The following is a 14,972-nucleotide window of genomic DNA, read 5'->3' on the forward strand; positions in this document are numbered from 1 at the left end:
GGACGTCACCGGCGGCGGGCGGAATCCGGCCGGTGGACACACGTCCACCCGCCAGGCCTCAACGCATGCGGGCCGGACGTCTCAAATGAGGTAGGAGCAGTGCTGCAGGTACAGCGGTGGCGCGGTGGCGTGATGCACGCCCCGGATGCGCACCCACGACGTGGGCAGGGCCTCGGGCGCGGGCGGCACCACGGGGACCGCGTGGGGAAGCACCGCCAGGGGTGTCAGCGCCCACGCATGGCGTGAGCCCGCGGTGACGGGCTCCGGCGCGGGGAGCTGCACGGCGAGTTCGCCGCAGCAGTCGTGGTGGTTGCCACGGATGCCCGCTTCCTGAGCGTCGGGCGTGGCCTTCGTCCGCTTCGACTGGTGACAGACACACGTCAGGTCCAGCTTCACCGTGCCCTGGCAGAGATGGAATAGCCCCTCGGCCGCCCCCGCGATGGGAGGCAGCCCCAGGACCACCAGCAATGTCAGGACTCGAACGAGCATGAACGTGGGCTTGCCCAGCAGATAGCGCGGCGTGACGGCGCGTGCAACTCCGCACGCGCCGCGCCATTCCCATTCAACTCATGCCGCGCCGCGTGCTGGCGCGGGCTTGGGCTGGATGAGCTCGGTGGAGAAGTAGCGCTCCATGCGGTCGGGGAACACCGTCACCACCTGCGCCCCCGGGCCCAGTCGCTTCGCGGCTTCCACCGCGGCGACGTAGTTGAGGCCGGATGACGGTCCCACCGGGAAGCCGCGGCGGATGAGCGCCCTGGCGGTGCTCATGGCGACGTCGTCCGACACGTCGATTTCAACGCGGCCCGGCATGTCCGCCTCGCGGTACAGCCGGGACATGCCATCCACCACGCCCGGGACGCGGGGGCTGAAGCTGCAACATTCGATGTCGCAGCCCAGGCCGGCGATGGGGCGCGCCACGAAGGCCGTCACCGGACAGCCTGCTTCCGCGAAGGCCTGGTACAGGCCCACCACGGTGCCGCCCGTGCCTACGCCGCTCACTACTCCGTGCACCAGCCCGCCCGGGATTTGCGACAGAATCTCCTGGCCCGTCCACACCCGGTGGGCCTCGGCGTTGTCCAGGTTCTCGAACTGGCGCGGCGCGAAGGCCTTGCGCTCACGCGTCAGCTCCTCCGCCTTCACGATGGCGCCGTGCACGCCGGCTTCGCGCGGCACCAGCACCACGTCACCACCGTAGGCGCGGATGGTGAGGATGCGCTCCCCGGTGACGCCCTCCGGCATCACCGCCGTGAAGCGCAGGCCCATCTGGGCGCAAGCCAGCGCCAGGGCGATGCTCGTGGAGCCGCTGGACGCCTCGATGACCTCGCCGCCGGGGACGAGCTCCCCCTGGCGCCACGCCTTCTCCAGCATGTAGCGCGCGATGCGGTCCTTGGTGGAGCCGCTGGGGTTGAGGAACTCCAGCTTGCACCAGATGGTGGGGCCCTCCTCGTGGAGACGTACGGGGACGAGCGGAGTGGGACCCACGGCCTGGAGGAAGCGGCCGTCCGCGGGAAGAGGGCGACAGGGAGGGCGCATGCGGCCTTCCCTATCGCGAAACGGCTCGTTCGGCACTGGCCATGAACTTTTTGCCGGGTTCCTGGACAGTCGCTCGCCTGCCTGCCCTGACAGCGCGGCTGTTGGTACCCGTAACATCTGGCGTTCAGGCGGAGGCGCGGCTACGAAAGCGCCTGGCCCGCACACTTCCGTATGCCTCCCACTTCCGCGCTCATCCTCAACGTCAACGACGACGCGGCCAGCCGCTATGTCACCTCCCGCGTGCTGGGGCTCGCGGGCTTCCGCGTCCTGGACGCCGCCTCCGGGATGGAGGCGCTTGCCCTGGTGACGGAGGAGACGGACCTCGTCATCCTGGACGTGCGGCTACCGGACATCAGCGGCCTGGAGGTGTGCCGGAGGTTGAAGGAGACGCCTCGCACGCAGGGTGTCCTGGTTCTCCACTTGTCGGCACAGGCCGTGGGGCCGGGAGATCGGGCGCAGGGCTTGGAGCACGGCGCGGACGGCTACCTGGTGGCGCCGGTGGACCCGGAGGAGCTGGTGGCCCAGGTCCACGCGCTGCTCCGGCTGCGCCAGGCCGAGCGCGAGGTGAAGGAGCTGGCCCGCGAGGTGGCGCATCAGCGCCGGCTCCTGGAGTTGGCCATCTCCTGCGCGGCGGACCCCATCGCGCTCTACGACGAGACCGGGCGCGTCCTGTCGGCCAATCAGTCCCTGTATGCCTCGCGCGGCAGCCACGCCGTGCATGCACCGGGCAGGACCCTGGATGAGATGCAGGCCGCGGATGGGGCGCTGACGCCGTACCTGGAACAGGTGCGGGTGGCCCTTCGCACGGGGCAGGTGCAGCGAGGCACCATGGTCCTGGGGTCGGACCGGGGCCCGCGGTACTTCGACTACGTCCTGTCGCCCGCGCTGGGGGCCGGCGGCGAGGTCCTGGCGGTGATGTCCTCCCTGCGGGATGTCACGGAGTCGCGCAGCGCGGAGGAGTTCCGCGAGCAGTTCATCGGCATGCTGGGGCATGACCTGCGCAACCCGCTCAACGCGCTGTCCATGTCCGCGCAGCAGCTGCGGCGCAAGGGTGGGCTGGACGAGCGCCAGGGCATGCTCACCGAGCGCATCCTCACCAGCGCCGAGCGCATGGACCGGATGATTCGCCAGCTGCTGGACTTCGCGCGCTCGCGGCTGGGCGGCGGCATTCCGGTGGTGCGCTCGTCGTGCGACGTGTTCGAGGTGGTGCGCCGCACCGTGGACGAGCTGCGCGCCAGCCATCCTGGCCGGGTGGTGCAGCTGGAGTCCAAGGGCGACGGCCTGGGGAGGTGGGACTCCGACCGCCTGGAGCAGGCCGTGGGCAACCTGGTGGCCAACGCGCTGAAGTACAGCCCGCCGGAGAGCACCGTGTGGGTGGGCGCCGAGGGCTCCGAGCGCGAGGTGGTGCTGCGCGTCCACAACCGTGGCACGCCCATCCCCGCGGAGGACCTGCCCCATGTCTTCGGCGCCTGGCGCCGGGGCCGGCGCGCCGCCAGTGACGCGGGCGCACCCAGCGGCCTGGGGCTGGGCCTCTACATCACCCGGCAGATTGTCCGGGCGCATGACGGGGACGCGCAGGTGGCCTCCAGTGCGACGGAGGGCACGACCTTCCTCATTCGCCTGCCGCGATGATGATTATCTGACGATGGGGGCACCTCACGACTCCCCGCCTGGGGTTGCCGCTACCACCTTCCGTGCATGGCGTCAGAGAAGCTCATTTTCGCTCAGTCCGTGGAAGCGCTCTTCGTGCGGGCGCTCGGGCCGTATCTCACCCGGGATGGACGCCAGCGCCTGAGGGCGGTGGGGCTCGACCTGTCGGAGCCGTTGCGCCCCCAGTACACATTGGAGCAGTGGCGCGCCTTCCTGCGCGTGGCGGCGCAGGATGTCTTCCCGGCCCTGCCGCCGCACGAGGCCAGCTTCGCGCTGGGCGCGCGCTTCCTCCAGGGCTTCCGGCAGACGTCGGTGGGCCGGGCCAGCCTGTCGCTGGTCACGCAGTTGGGGCCGCGGCGCACCCTGGAGCGGGTGCCGTACAACGTCCGGGCCGGCAACAACTTCAATGAGGTCCGCGTGGAGGAGTCCACGCAGGACAGCGCCACGCTGTGGATGAAGGACGTCACGGCGGACACGCCGGACTTCGCGGCGGGCTTCCTGGCGGAGACGCTGCGGTCGGCGGGGGCGGGGCATGTGGAGGTGAAGCCCATCGCCTTCGACGGCACGGCGGCCACCTTCCGCGTCACCTGGTCGAAGGCCGCCGGCCGGGCGCCCGTGGCCGGTGCCGGTCCCCGTCGCATCCACTGAGGAGGGGGCGCCGCCACGACGCGCCCTTCCGCTGGACCGGCTCCGTCTCCGAGTGTCTCGGTTGCCGGTGGAGGCGCTGGCCCCCTTCCGCGAGCTGTCGCACGATGCCGGCCGGACGCGCTCCCTGTCCGGAAGGAAGTCACCGCATGGCCCGGTTGTTCGTCGAGGACCTCTACGTCCGGCTCGGCACGAATGACATCTTGAAGGGCATCACCGCCGACTTCCGAGATGGCGAGGTGGTGGCGCTGCTGGGCCGCTCCGGCAGCGGCAAGTCCACGCTGCTGCGCTCCGTCGCCGGGCTGGAGACGCCCGTGCGAGGGCGCATCCACATTGGCGAGCGCACGGTGTTCGACGCGGCAGCGAAGGTGAACCTGCCGCCAGAGCGGCGTGACCTGGGGCTGGTGTTCCAGTCCTACGCGCTGTGGCCACACAAGACGGTGTTCGACAACGTGGCCTACGGCCTGCGGCTGCGCAAGCAGCCCCGCGAGCAGGTGGAGCGGGCCGTGCGCGAGGTGCTCCAGGGTGTGGGCCTGGAGGGGTATGGCGACCGGTTCCCCAGCCAGCTCTCCGGTGGGCAGCAGCAGCGCGTGGCGCTGGCGCGGGCGCTCGTTTACGGGCCGCCGCTGGTGCTCCTGGATGAGCCCTTGTCCAACCTGGACGCGAAGCTGCGGGAGGAGGCGCGCGTGTGGATTCGCGCGCTCATCAAGCGGCTGGGGCTCACCGCGCTCTTCGTCACCCATGACCAGGTGGAGGCCATGGCCATCGCCGACCGCATCATGCTGCTGGACGGTGGGCGGATGGTGCAGGACGGGACGCCGGAGCAGCTCTACACGGAGCCCCGGAGCCTGTTCGCCGCCGACTTCATGGGGGTGAACAACACCTTGCCTGGCCGCGTGGTGGAGCAGCGCGGCGGCGAGGCGCGGCTCCAGGTGGGAAGCCAGTCGTTGTGGGGGCTGCGGCGTGGGGACGGCTCCGGTGGCGACTCGGCCACTGGCGTCATCCGCGTGGAGGAACTCCAGCTGGCGTCCGAGCCCGGGGAGAACCGGCTCCCGGCCGCGCTGGTGAGCTCCATCTACGTGGGCGGGCGCTGGGAGCACCAGTTCCATGCCGCAGGGCAGACACTGCGCGCCTCGACGCGCCAGTCGTTGGCCCCCGGGGCCTACACGCTCGCGTTCCCCAGGGAGCGCCTCTGGATTTTCTGAGAGGCGCCGGGGACGCGCGGTGCCTCATGGCGCGAGCCCGGTGGGCGCTGGCGCGGAGCGCTGGCCCGCGGCGGGCGTCAGGGCGGGGAAGGCGGTGTGCCGGTTCTTCCAGAAGGGCGCGTCGGGCCACCGTTGCTCCTCGAGGTAGGTGCCGCTTCGCCTGCGCAGGTGTTCGTCGAAGCGCAGATGAAGCGTCTGCTCGTAGGCGCAGAGCGCATCCTCTTCACCACGCAGGTATTGCTCCAGGGCTTTGGCGGCGAGGAGCGCGGAGTCCAGCGCGCTGAAGATACCCTGGGCGGACAGCGGGTCATGGGTGCAGGCCGCATCGCCCACGGCGAGCCAGCGCTCTCCGTGCAGCTGGTCGAGCTCGCCGACGAGCACGGGCGCCGCGACGAGAGGCTCTCCGGCGAAGTCGCAGGCCGCCAGCCTCGCCTGGGTGACGGGGGCTTGTTCGAGCAGGGCCATCCACGGTTCCGGCGTCGCCCAGCGCAGTCCGTGCAAGGAATCTCCATCACCCACCAGGGTGACGGCGACACAGTCCGAGGGCAGTCGCGCGGAGTGCCACCAGCCTTCCGGACATGATTCCACCAGGGCATCCGTGGGGAACGACTCCCCTGGCCGGAGCTGGAACGTGCCATGAACGGTGAAGCAGCGGTCGCGGATGCGGCGCCGCGCGCCCTGGGTCATGGCGAAGGTGGCTTTCCATCCGGTCGCATCCACGACGAAGCGCGCCCGCAGCGTGAGCGCGCCTGTCTTGCGTTGGGAGAGGTGCAGCCGATAGCCCTCCTTCGCGATGGACTCGACGTCCAGCAGGGTCGTGAGGCGAAGGACGCGGACGCCTTGCCGGGCTGCCTCCAGGCTGAGCCGTTCGTCGAAGCGTGCCCGGTCCAGGTGCCAGGCGGAGCCCCAGGGCGACATCCGCATGTCCTGGACGCTGGGCTCCGCGCGGCTCCAGCACAAGGACGTCCCGCGCGAGGCCAGATGTCCATCGCGCAGGAAGCTGCTCCAGACACCGAGCCGGGACAGGGGAATGCGGAGGTCGGGTGACAAGGTCTCGCCCGGGCGGTGCGTGTCGTAATCCGTGCGCTCGAGCATGACGACGGACAGGAAGGGCGCCAGGTCTCGCAGGGCCACGGCCATGGCCGCGCCTGCGGGGCCGCCTCCGATGATGGCGACGTCGTAGGAGGCTTCGCTCATGGCGCGCCCCTCCGCGCGGCGGCGGGCGTCCCGTCGCGGCAGGGCTCAGGGCGCCTGGTTTCGATGCGGGCCCGGAGAATCTCGTGGGTGGGGCTCAAGCTTTCGCTCCTCATGTTGCGAGGGGCGATGTGCAAGGCACATTCCTCCTGGCGGCGAGGCGCGGTGCATCCGCGCGGGTGCTCGGTGTCACGGACTTCCGCTGTATGCGGTGGCTCGTGCCGGGGATGGATGACGCGTCACGCTGCTCCCGTGACGCGTCAGCGTCATGCCCGCACGCAAGAATGGCGTCCCGCCGGGCCCCCGCCTGGTGCCAGGAACACCCGCAGTGGGAGCCTACTCACGACGTTCTGTCGCGTTGACGCCGGGCTGTACCTGTGTTCAGGCTAGTCGTGGAGGTGCCCATGGCCCCGCAAATCAGCCTCGACTTCGCCACGGAGTACGCGGCGCATCCGGCGCTGGCACCGTTCCATCCGGTGGTGCGCCGCTGGTTCGCGGAGCGGCTGGGCGAGCCCAGCCGTCCCCAGGTGGAGGGCTGGCCGCTCATCCAGGCGGGCCAGGACGTGCTCATCGCCGCGCCCACGGGCAGTGGCAAGACACTGACGGCGTTCCTCGCCGCGCTGGACGCGCTCTTCCGGCTGGCGCTGGAAGGCACGCTGCCGGACTGCACGCAGGTGCTCTACGTGTCGCCGCTCAAGGCGTTGGGCAACGACGTACAGAAGAACCTGCTCCAGCCGCTGGAGGAGCTGCTCGCCCGGGCCCGCGCGGAGGGCTTCCGTCCGCAGGAGCTGCGCGTCCAGGTGCGCAGCGGAGACACCCCAGCCTCCGAGCGCGCCCAGATGGTGCGCCGTCCGCCGCACATCCTCATCACCACGCCGGAGTCCTTCTATCTCTACCTCACGGCGGAGAAGGCGCGGGCCACGCTGCGCGCGGTGCGCACCGTCATCGTGGACGAAATCCACGCCCTGGCGCGGGACAAGCGGGGAAGCCACTTCGCGCTGTCGCTGGAGCGGCTCAAGGCGCTCACGGACGTGCGGCCCCAGCTCATCGGCCTGTCGGCGACGCAGAAGCCGCTGGACGCCATCGCCGGGTTCCTGACTGGCGCCTCCCACCGGGAGTGCAAGCGGGTGGAGGTGGGCCACCTGCGCCCGTGGGATTTGACGCTGGAGATTCCAGACGCGGAGCTGTCGTCGCTGGCCAGCCATGAGATGTGGGGGCAGGTCTATGACCGGCTGGTGGCGCTGACGGGGGCGCACCGCACGACGCTCGTCTTCGTCAACACGCGGAAGATGGCGGAGCGCGTGGCGCACGACCTGGGTGAGCGCCTGGGCGAGGGCACCGTGGCGGCGCACCACGGCAGCATGTCGCGCGAAATTCGTCTGGCCGCGGAGGAGAAGCTGAAGTCCGGGCAGCTGCGGGCCATGGTGGCCACCGCGTCGCTGGAGCTGGGCATCGACGTGGGCAACGTGGACCTGGTGGTGCAACTGGGCAGCACGCGCGCCATCTCCGTGTTGCTCCAGCGCGTGGGCCGCGCGGGCCACCACAAGGCGGGCATCTCCAAGGGCATCCTCTTCGCGATGACGCGGGACGAGTTGATGGAGTGCACCGCGCTCCTCAACGCCGTGCGTGAGGGGGACCTGGACGCGGTGCGGATTCCGGAGAAGCCGCTGGATGTGCTGGCGCAGCAGATTGTCGCCGCGTGCGCCTGCGAGGAGTGGGACGAACGCGCGCTCTTCAGCCTCTTCCAACGCGCGTACTCGTACCGGAACCTCACCTGGGAGGAGTACCAGGGCGTGCTGGAGTTGCTGTCCGAAGGCGTGGCGGCGCGCCGGGGCCGCGCGGGCATCCACCTCCACAGAGACCGCGTGAATCAGCGCCTCAAGGGCCGGCGAGGCGTGCGCATCACCGCGCTCACCAATGGCGGCGCCATCCCGGACACCTTCACCTTCAACGTCACCGCCGAGCCCGAGGGCAAGGTGGTGGGCACGCTGGACGAGGACTTCGCGGTGGAGTCCTCGCCCGGGGACATCTTCCTGCTGGGCAGCACCGCGTGGCGCATCCAGCGCGTGTCGGGCAGCACGGTGCAGGTGGAGGACGCGCGCGGCGCGCCGCCCAACGTGCCCTTCTGGCGCGGCGAGGCGCCGGGCCGCACGGACGAGCTGTCGCTCCAGGTGGGCCGCCTGCGCGAGGAGCTCACGCAGCGCGAGGATGCGCCGGCGTTCCTCCAGAAGGAGCTGCGCATGCCGCCGCCCGCGGTGGACGCGCTGTTGGGCTATCTGCGCACGGGGCAGAAGATGCTCGACGCGGTGCCCAGCCACACCACCGTGGTGGCCGAGCGCTTCTTCGACGAGGCGGGCGGCATGCAGCTCATCATCCACGCGCCCTTTGGCAGCCGCATCAACCGCGCGTGGGGCCTGGCGCTGCGCAAGCGCTTCTGCCGCTCGTTCGACTTCGAGCTCCAGGCGGCGGCGACGGAGGACGGCATCCTCCTGTCGCTGGGCGAGCAGCACTCCTTCCCGCTGGCGGAGATTTTCGACTTCCTCCACCCGGACCACGTGGAGGAGGTGCTGGTGCAGGCGGTGCTCCAGGCGCCGATTTTCGGCACGCGCTTCCGGTGGGTGGCCACGCGGTCGCTCGCGCTGCACCGGATGATGGGGGGCAAGCGCGTGGCGCCCAACCTCCAGCGCGCCCGCAGCGAGGACCTGCTGGCGTCGGTGTTCCCAGAGCAGGTGGGCTGCCAGGACAACCACGGTGGTGGCGACCTGGAGTTGCCGGACCATCCGCTGGTGAAGCAGACCATGGATGACTGTCTGCGCGAGGCCATGGACGTGGACGGCCTGCGCGAGGTGCTGCGCGGCATGCGTGATGGCCGCATCCGCCTGCTGGCGCGCGACGTGCCGGAGCCCAGCCTCTTCGCGCACGCGATGATTCACAGCCAGCCCTACACCTTCCTGGATGATGCGCCCGCCGAGGAGCGGCGCGTGCGCAACGTGGCCCTGCGCCGCGCCATGCCCGCCGAGGACGTGACGGCCTTCGGCGCGCTGGACGCGACGGCGATTGCCGCAGTGGTGGCGGATGCCGCCCCGCCCATGCGCGACGAGGACGAGCTGCACGACGCGCTGTTGCAGCTGATTCTGTTGCCCGCCGAGGAGGTTCCGCGCGGCATGGCGACGCCCCTGTTCGAGCAGGGCCGGGTGGCGTGGATGGACCTGCCCGCGGGCCGCTTCCTGGTGTCGGCGGAGCGGGGCAGCGCGCTGCGGGCGCTCTTCCCGGACGCGCCCATGCAGCCGCCGCTGCCGGTGCTGGCGCATGACCGGCCCGTGGAGCGGGACGCCGCCGTGCTCCAGGTGGTGCGCGGACGCATGGAGATGCTGGGGCCCACCACGGTGGCGGAGCTGTCCCGGCTCGTCGTGTTGGACGAGGACTCCGTCAACGCGGCCATGCACCAGCTGGAGGCCCAGGGCAACGTGCTGCGCGGCCGTTTCCGGCCGCTGGAGGTCCCACTGGCGGATGGGGTCAGCCCGCCGCTGGAGTGGTGCGACCGGCGCCTGCTCCAGCGCATCCACCGGCTGACGGTGGGGCGGCTGCGCAAGGAAATCGAGCCGCTGAGCGCGCAGGACTTCATGCGCTTCCTCTTCCGCTGGCACCACCTGGAGGAGCTGGACGCGCTGCGCGGCTCCACGGGGCTGCTCAAGGCGGTGCGGCTGCTGCAGGGGTACGAGGCGCCGGCCTCCGCGTGGGAGCGCTTCCTGCTGCCCGCGCGCATGCGCGGCTACACGCCAGACTTGCTGGAGCGGGCCTGCTACGCCGGTGAGGTGGCCTGGGGCCGCCTGACGACGAAGGATGCGAAGCCCGCGCCGGGGCCTCGCCGGGGCGCGCCGGTGACGCCGCCGGAGCCCGCGCCCACGCGCTCGCGAGCGTCGCCCACGCGCAACGCGTCGTTGACCTTCACCCTTCGCGAGGACCTGGAGTGGATGCTCACCGCGGCGCGGCCTCACGCTGTGCTGGCGGACGGGGACGTGTGGACGCCGCCGGACCTGAGCGCGGCCGGCAAGGACGTGGTGGCGGTGCTGGAGCGGCGCGGCGCCTGCTTCTTCCAGGATCTGGTGTCGCGCGCGCGGCGCCTGCCCGCCGAAATCGAGGATGCGCTGTGGGAGTTGGTGGCGCGCGGGCTGGTGACGGCGGACGCGGTGCAGAACCTGCGCGTGCTCCAGAGCCCGGCACACCGCAAGCGGCAGAAGCTGCTCCAACGCGGTGGCCCTGGCCGCTGGAGCCTGCTGACACCCGCTGAGCCGAAGTCGCAAGACGATGTGCTGGACTCGCTGGCACGCCTCTTCCTCCAGCGCTACGGCATCGTCTGGCGCGACCTGGTGATGCGCGAGGCGCTGGCGCCCACGTGGCGCGAGCTGCTCTTCGTGTACCGCCGCATGGAAGCGCGCGGTGAGGTGCGCGGTGGCCGCTTCGTGTCGGGCTTCGTGGGTGAACAGTTCGCCCTGCCGGAGGCGGTGGACATGGCGCGCTCGGTGCGCCGTCAGCCTCCGTCCGGTGTGCGGGTGCAGCTGTCCGGTGTGGACCCGCTCAACCTCACGGGCGTGGTGACGCCCGGGCCGCGGGTGCCGGCGATGCCGGGCAACGTGGTGACGTACGTGGACGGCGTGCCGCGAGATGTCGGCGCACTGGACGATGCGGCCGACGGCAACGTTGGAGAGGACACGGAAGACGGCGGCGAGGCGATGGCGAGCTGAGTGGTGAGGCCCCGTCGGGCAGCGGATGCTAGGGTGCCGCCCCTTTCGTTTCTTCCGAGGGGTCGCCCGAATGCGTCGCCTGCTGTTGATGGGACTGTTGCTGCTCTCCGCCACCTCCTGTTCAGGCGACGACGAAGACCCGGGGGAGCCGTCCTCCAGGACCGGGCGCATCCAGGGGACGCTGACGCCTTTCCGGAGCAGTGAACGGTCCGCTGGCGACGGTGCCTCCCAGACGGTGCGCTCGCCGTTTCGCGCGGGTGAGCTGGAGAAGCTGAAGGAGACGCTGCGGGAGATGCACGCGGTGCGCTCGCGCGAGCCGCGGGTGGCGCCGAAGGCCGTGCCAGGGCTTCGCATCATCCCGTCGCAGCCGGGCGCCGCGCCGCTCGAGCGGGCGTCTCGAGAGGACCCCACGATTCCCGGGGACGTCATCCTCCGCTTCGAGGAAGCGGGCCTGACACCGGAGCGCGTGCTGGCGGCGGTGCGGCGTCCGGGCTTCCGCGCGGTGCACAAGGGCTACGCGAGTGAGTACGTGCACCTGGTGGGCTACGAGCCGCTGGACGGCAAGGCGGTGACGGCCGCGAAGACGCAGGAGTGGGCGGCGCAGCTCGCCCAGGTGCCGGGCGTGACGTACGCGGTGCGCAACGAGCGGATGCGGGCGACGGCGGCGCCGAATGACCGGGGCTACAGCCTTCAGTGGCACTACCCCACGCTCAACCTGCCCGCCGCGTGGGACCTGGTGCCGGACGCAACGGACGTAGTTGTGGCTGTCATCGACAGCGGCATCGTTCCGCACCCGGACCTGACGCATGTGTTGCCGGGTTACGACATGATTTCGGACCCGCAGAACGCGGGTGACGGCGACGGTCGGGACAGCAATCCACGGGACGAAGGCGGGGACACGCCCAGCGGCGGCTCGTCGTGGCACGGCTCGCATGTGGCGGGCACCATCTCCGCGGACACGAACAACCAGGTGGGCGTCGCGGGCGTGGCCTGGAACGCCAGGCTGCTTCCGGTGCGGGTGCTGGGGAAGAAGGGCGGGAGCAGCTTCGACATCGCCGCGGCCATCACCTGGGCCACGGGCGGTGAGGTGCCGGGCGTGCCGGACAATCCGAATCCCGCGAAGGTGGTGAACATGAGTCTGGGTGGCAGCGCGCCGCCGCAGGCGCTGTATCAGGACGCCATCGACGCGGCCTTGGGACGCGGGGCCATCATCGTCGTCGCCGCGGGCAACGAAGATGTGGATGCGCGCAACAGCACGCCGTGCAACCAGCAGAACGTCATCTGCGTGGGCTCCACCAGTCTTGCGGGGCAGCGCAGCAGCTTCTCCAACTACGGCGTGGACGTGGACGTGGTGGCGTCTGGCGGAGAGATGCGCGAGGACCTGAACGGCGACGGCTATCCGGACGGCGTGCTGTCCACGGTGCTGGATGAGAACGGGCAGCCGGCCTACGCCTTCTCGCAGGGCACCAGCATGGCGGCGCCTCACGTCGCGGGGGTGGTGGCGCTGATGGCGGCGGCGCAGCCGGGCCTGAAGGCCGAGGTAGCGGAGCGCATCTTGAAGGAGACCGCCACGCCGCTCACCAACGCGCAGTGCCCGGAAGGCTGCGGCGCGGGGCTCGTCAACGCGCGCGCGGCGCTGGCCCGTGTCGCCAACGTGGACCCGGGCACGTTGGACCCTCAGCTCAACGTGACGACGTCCACGCTGTTCTTCCGGGGCAGCGGGACGCAGCAGCTCATCCTCAGCAACGTGGGCGGGAACCGGGGCGGCGACTTGACGGTATCGGCCAGCGTCAGTGGGCCCAATGCCTCGGCGGTGTCATTCCCGCAGGGCAACACGGTGCGGGTGCCCGCCTTCGGCTCGGCCTCGCTGAGTGTCGCCGTGGATGCATCCGGGCTGGCCGGAGGGGACACCGTGGTGACGCTGAACCTGGTGGGCTCGGGGACGGCGGGCTCGGCGACGGTGGCGGTGAAGATTGGCGTGGCGGGCGCCTCCAATGACCTGGATGCCCTCATTGCGTTCGTGTGGCAGGACGCGCAAGGGGAGTGGCAGGCCTCGGAGGATGCCATCGCCATCGCGCGCGCCTCGGCGGACTACGCGTACAGCATCTCCCTGGCGCCCCGGACGTACTTCGCGTTGGCCACCATCGACGACGACCAGGATGGCAACTTCTTCGAGGACGGCGAGCGCACCGGCTACTGGCGCAACGTGGACTCCTTCGAGCCGCTGGAGCTGGGGGCGGGCGACCGCATCGAGAATGTGAGCTTCGACCTGATTCCCCTGGCGCCCATCGATGATGACCCGGCGCTGGTGGTGGGCAGCGCGTGCGGCTCCAGCGTGGACTGTCCCGGGGGCGTGTGCGTGACGGACTATCCGGGAGGGTACTGCTCCATGGATTGCACCAGCTCCGCGTGTCCGGCGGGTTCGCGGTGCTACATCGTGGACTCCTCCTCGGGCCTCAAGGCCTGTCTGGCGACCTGCGCGCGGGAGGTGGGGACGGGGCAGGGCGACTGCCGCCCCGGGTACGTCTGCTACAGCGACGGCACGGGCTCGGGGACGTGCCAGCCCAATTGCCGCACCTCTGGCCTGACGTGTGGGCTGGGACGGGCGTGCATGGCCAGCGGCTTCTGCCGCTGAGGAAGGCTCGAGTGCCCGTGTCCAGGGCGCCCGAGGGGTAGAGAGGTGGACACTTGGCCACAGCTCCCGATTCCCACCGGGAAGTGACAGCGGCATCGTGCAAGCACCTTGTCCTTGATGCAGCGACTGAAGCGTGAGACGCGCCCGCACCACGAGCGCACCGAGGCGCAGGTGCGATTGATGGATGCGGACCTGACGCCCACGGCGTACCGACGTCATCTGGAAGCGCTTCACGGCTTCTACGTTCCGCTGGAGGCCCGGCTCGCCGGGCTGGGGCTTGAAGCGGTTCCTGGCCTGTCCGTCCACGCGCGCTGGAAGGTACCTCTCCTGAAGGAGGACCTTCGCGCGCTTGGCCATGACGACGCCACGCTCGAACGGTTGCCACGCTGCGCGGAGCTGCCCTCACTGGCGGGCGTGCCCGAGGCCCTTGGCTGCCTCTATGTGCTGGAAGGCTCCACGCTGGGCGGCCAGCTCATCCTCCGGCACCTGCGCCGCCACTTCGACGGCATGTCCCTGGGCGACTTCTCCTTCTTCCGCGCGTACGGAGATGAGGTCGGGCCCCGGTGGCGTGCCTTCAGTGACGCCGTCAACCAGGCCTCCGTCGTCGCGACGGAAGACACCTTCGATACCCGCGTGGTGATGGGCGCGCGGGACACCTTCGACGCCTTCGCTGACTGGCTGCGACAGGAACAGGCACCCGCCCCCGTCTCCGCCTGACATCGACTGGAGGCAGTGCGTTCGGGAGTCCCTCCACCTGACTGCTTCGTCGTCGCCCTGAGTCAGCGCGTTACAGGACGGCGGGCGCGCTGCCACGCAGCATGAAGTACACGACGACGCCCGTCGCCGACACGTAGACCCAGATGGGCGCCAGCCACCGCGTCACCTTGCGGTGCCTCACGAAGTCCTTGCGCCACGTGAAGTAGAAGGCCACCAGCGCCATGGGAACCACGGGCATGGACAGCAGCACGTGGCTGGCCAGGATGCACAGGTACAGCCCGCGCCAGTCCCCCACGTAACGCGTGTCGCCATGCACGAAGTGGTAGGACAGGTAGCAGACCAGGAAGAGCGCGGACGCGGTGAAGGCCGAGACCATCAGGTACTGGTGGACCTGCCGCGCGCCTCGTTTGATCGCCACCCACCCGCCGATGAGCAGCGCCGCGGCCGTGGCGTTGAGGCCCGCGTTCACCGCCGGGAGGAAGCGCAGGTTCACCCCGTCCACCGGGCCGCCGCCGCGCACCAGCAGAATCCACCCGATGAACGCCAATGCCAGCGCGGACACCACGGCGGTGAAGATGAAGAAAGCCCGGTCACTCACCCGGGGCTGCATCGCGGCAGGGGCGGCGTTCGACATGGGCCCTATGTCTC

10 protein-coding genes are annotated in these 14,972 nt (G+C 70.7%); 6 read left to right on the forward strand and 4 right to left on the reverse strand.

Annotated features, from left to right (window positions below; genetic code table 11):
* Positions 1-81 precede the first annotated feature (81 nt).
* Together HNV26_RS01060 and HNV26_RS01065 are read right to left on the reverse strand one after the other, a co-directional pair.
* Positions 82-489 carry a hypothetical protein gene (locus tag HNV26_RS01060; RefSeq protein ID WP_171439372.1) on the reverse strand — a complete coding sequence of 136 codons (408 nt, stop codon included), beginning with the start codon at positions 487-489 and terminating at the stop codon, positions 82-84.
* A gap of 78 nt (positions 490-567) precedes the next feature.
* Positions 568-1,533 carry a PLP-dependent cysteine synthase family protein gene (locus HNV26_RS01065; RefSeq protein WP_171439373.1) on the reverse strand — a complete coding sequence of 322 codons (966 nt, stop codon included), beginning with the start codon at positions 1,531-1,533 and terminating at the stop codon, positions 568-570.
* Positions 1,534-1,704: 171 nt separating this feature from the next.
* On the opposite strand from HNV26_RS01065, the gene HNV26_RS01070 reads away from it, so the two are divergent.
* The 3 genes from HNV26_RS01070 to HNV26_RS01080 all read left to right on the forward strand — a co-directional run bounded on the left by HNV26_RS01070 (position 1,705) and on the right by HNV26_RS01080 (position 5,033).
* Positions 1,705-3,165, forward strand: a complete 1,461-nt coding sequence (locus HNV26_RS01070; RefSeq protein ID WP_171439374.1) for a sensor histidine kinase — start codon at positions 1,705-1,707, stop codon at positions 3,163-3,165.
* Positions 3,166-3,231: 66 nt separating this feature from the next.
* Positions 3,232-3,831 (forward strand): DUF2378 family protein, encoded by a 600-nt coding sequence (locus HNV26_RS01075; RefSeq protein ID WP_171439375.1) that lies wholly within the window; start codon positions 3,232-3,234, stop codon positions 3,829-3,831.
* Between the two features lie 146 nt (positions 3,832-3,977).
* Positions 3,978-5,033 carry an ABC transporter ATP-binding protein gene (locus HNV26_RS01080; RefSeq protein ID WP_171439376.1) on the forward strand — a complete coding sequence of 352 codons (1,056 nt, stop codon included), beginning with the start codon at positions 3,978-3,980 and terminating at the stop codon, positions 5,031-5,033.
* A 24-nt stretch (positions 5,034-5,057) separates the two neighbouring features.
* Here HNV26_RS01080 and HNV26_RS01085 read toward each other — a convergent pair whose 3' ends face one another.
* Positions 5,058-6,230, reverse strand: a complete 1,173-nt coding sequence (locus tag HNV26_RS01085) for an FAD-dependent monooxygenase (protein WP_171439377.1) — start codon at positions 6,228-6,230, stop codon at positions 5,058-5,060.
* Between the two features lie 401 nt (positions 6,231-6,631).
* On the opposite strand from HNV26_RS01085, the gene HNV26_RS01090 reads away from it, so the two are divergent.
* From HNV26_RS01090 to HNV26_RS01100, 3 genes are all read left to right on the forward strand, one after another.
* Positions 6,632-10,972 carry a DEAD/DEAH box helicase gene (locus HNV26_RS01090; RefSeq protein ID WP_171439378.1) on the forward strand — a complete coding sequence of 1,447 codons (4,341 nt, stop codon included), beginning with the start codon at positions 6,632-6,634 and terminating at the stop codon, positions 10,970-10,972.
* A 70-nt stretch (positions 10,973-11,042) separates the two neighbouring features.
* A complete protein-coding gene (locus HNV26_RS01095; protein ID WP_253816050.1) occupies positions 11,043-13,607 on the forward strand; it encodes a S8 family serine peptidase in 2,565 nt (854 codons plus the stop codon).
* Between the two features lie 117 nt (positions 13,608-13,724).
* Positions 13,725-14,324, forward strand: a complete 600-nt coding sequence (locus HNV26_RS01100) for a biliverdin-producing heme oxygenase (protein ID WP_171439380.1) — start codon at positions 13,725-13,727, stop codon at positions 14,322-14,324.
* 70 nt (positions 14,325-14,394) lie between these two features.
* Here the strand turns inward: HNV26_RS01100 and HNV26_RS01105 are convergent, their stop codons facing one another.
* A complete protein-coding gene (locus tag HNV26_RS01105) occupies positions 14,395-14,958 on the reverse strand; it encodes a DUF420 domain-containing protein (RefSeq protein WP_171439381.1) in 564 nt (187 codons plus the stop codon).
* Between the last annotated feature and the right edge of the window lie 14 nt (positions 14,959-14,972).

Source organism: Myxococcus xanthus, assembly GCF_013116825.1.
Taxonomy (GTDB): domain Bacteria; phylum Myxococcota; class Myxococcia; order Myxococcales; family Myxococcaceae; genus Myxococcus; species Myxococcus xanthus_B.

Excerpts from the sequence above, each read along its gene's own strand:
- HNV26_RS01060 (WP_171439372.1), bottom strand. The coding sequence starts at position 489 with ATGCTCGTTCGAGTCCTGACATTGCTGGTGGTCCTGGGGCTGCCTCCC.
- HNV26_RS01065 (WP_171439373.1), bottom strand. The coding sequence starts at position 1,533 with ATGCGCCCTCCCTGTCGCCCTCTTCCCGCGGACGGCCGCTTCCTCCAG.
- HNV26_RS01070 (WP_171439374.1), top strand. The coding sequence starts at position 1,705 with ATGCCTCCCACTTCCGCGCTCATCCTCAACGTCAACGACGACGCGGCC.
- HNV26_RS01075 (WP_171439375.1), top strand. The coding sequence starts at position 3,232 with ATGGCGTCAGAGAAGCTCATTTTCGCTCAGTCCGTGGAAGCGCTCTTC.
- HNV26_RS01080 (WP_171439376.1), top strand. The coding sequence starts at position 3,978 with ATGGCCCGGTTGTTCGTCGAGGACCTCTACGTCCGGCTCGGCACGAAT.
- HNV26_RS01085 (WP_171439377.1), bottom strand. The coding sequence starts at position 6,230 with ATGAGCGAAGCCTCCTACGACGTCGCCATCATCGGAGGCGGCCCCGCA.
- HNV26_RS01090 (WP_171439378.1), top strand. The coding sequence starts at position 6,632 with ATGGCCCCGCAAATCAGCCTCGACTTCGCCACGGAGTACGCGGCGCAT.
- HNV26_RS01095 (WP_253816050.1), top strand. The coding sequence starts at position 11,043 with ATGCGTCGCCTGCTGTTGATGGGACTGTTGCTGCTCTCCGCCACCTCC.
- HNV26_RS01100 (WP_171439380.1), top strand. The coding sequence starts at position 13,725 with ATGCAGCGACTGAAGCGTGAGACGCGCCCGCACCACGAGCGCACCGAG.
- HNV26_RS01105 (WP_171439381.1), bottom strand. The coding sequence starts at position 14,958 with ATGTCGAACGCCGCCCCTGCCGCGATGCAGCCCCGGGTGAGTGACCGG.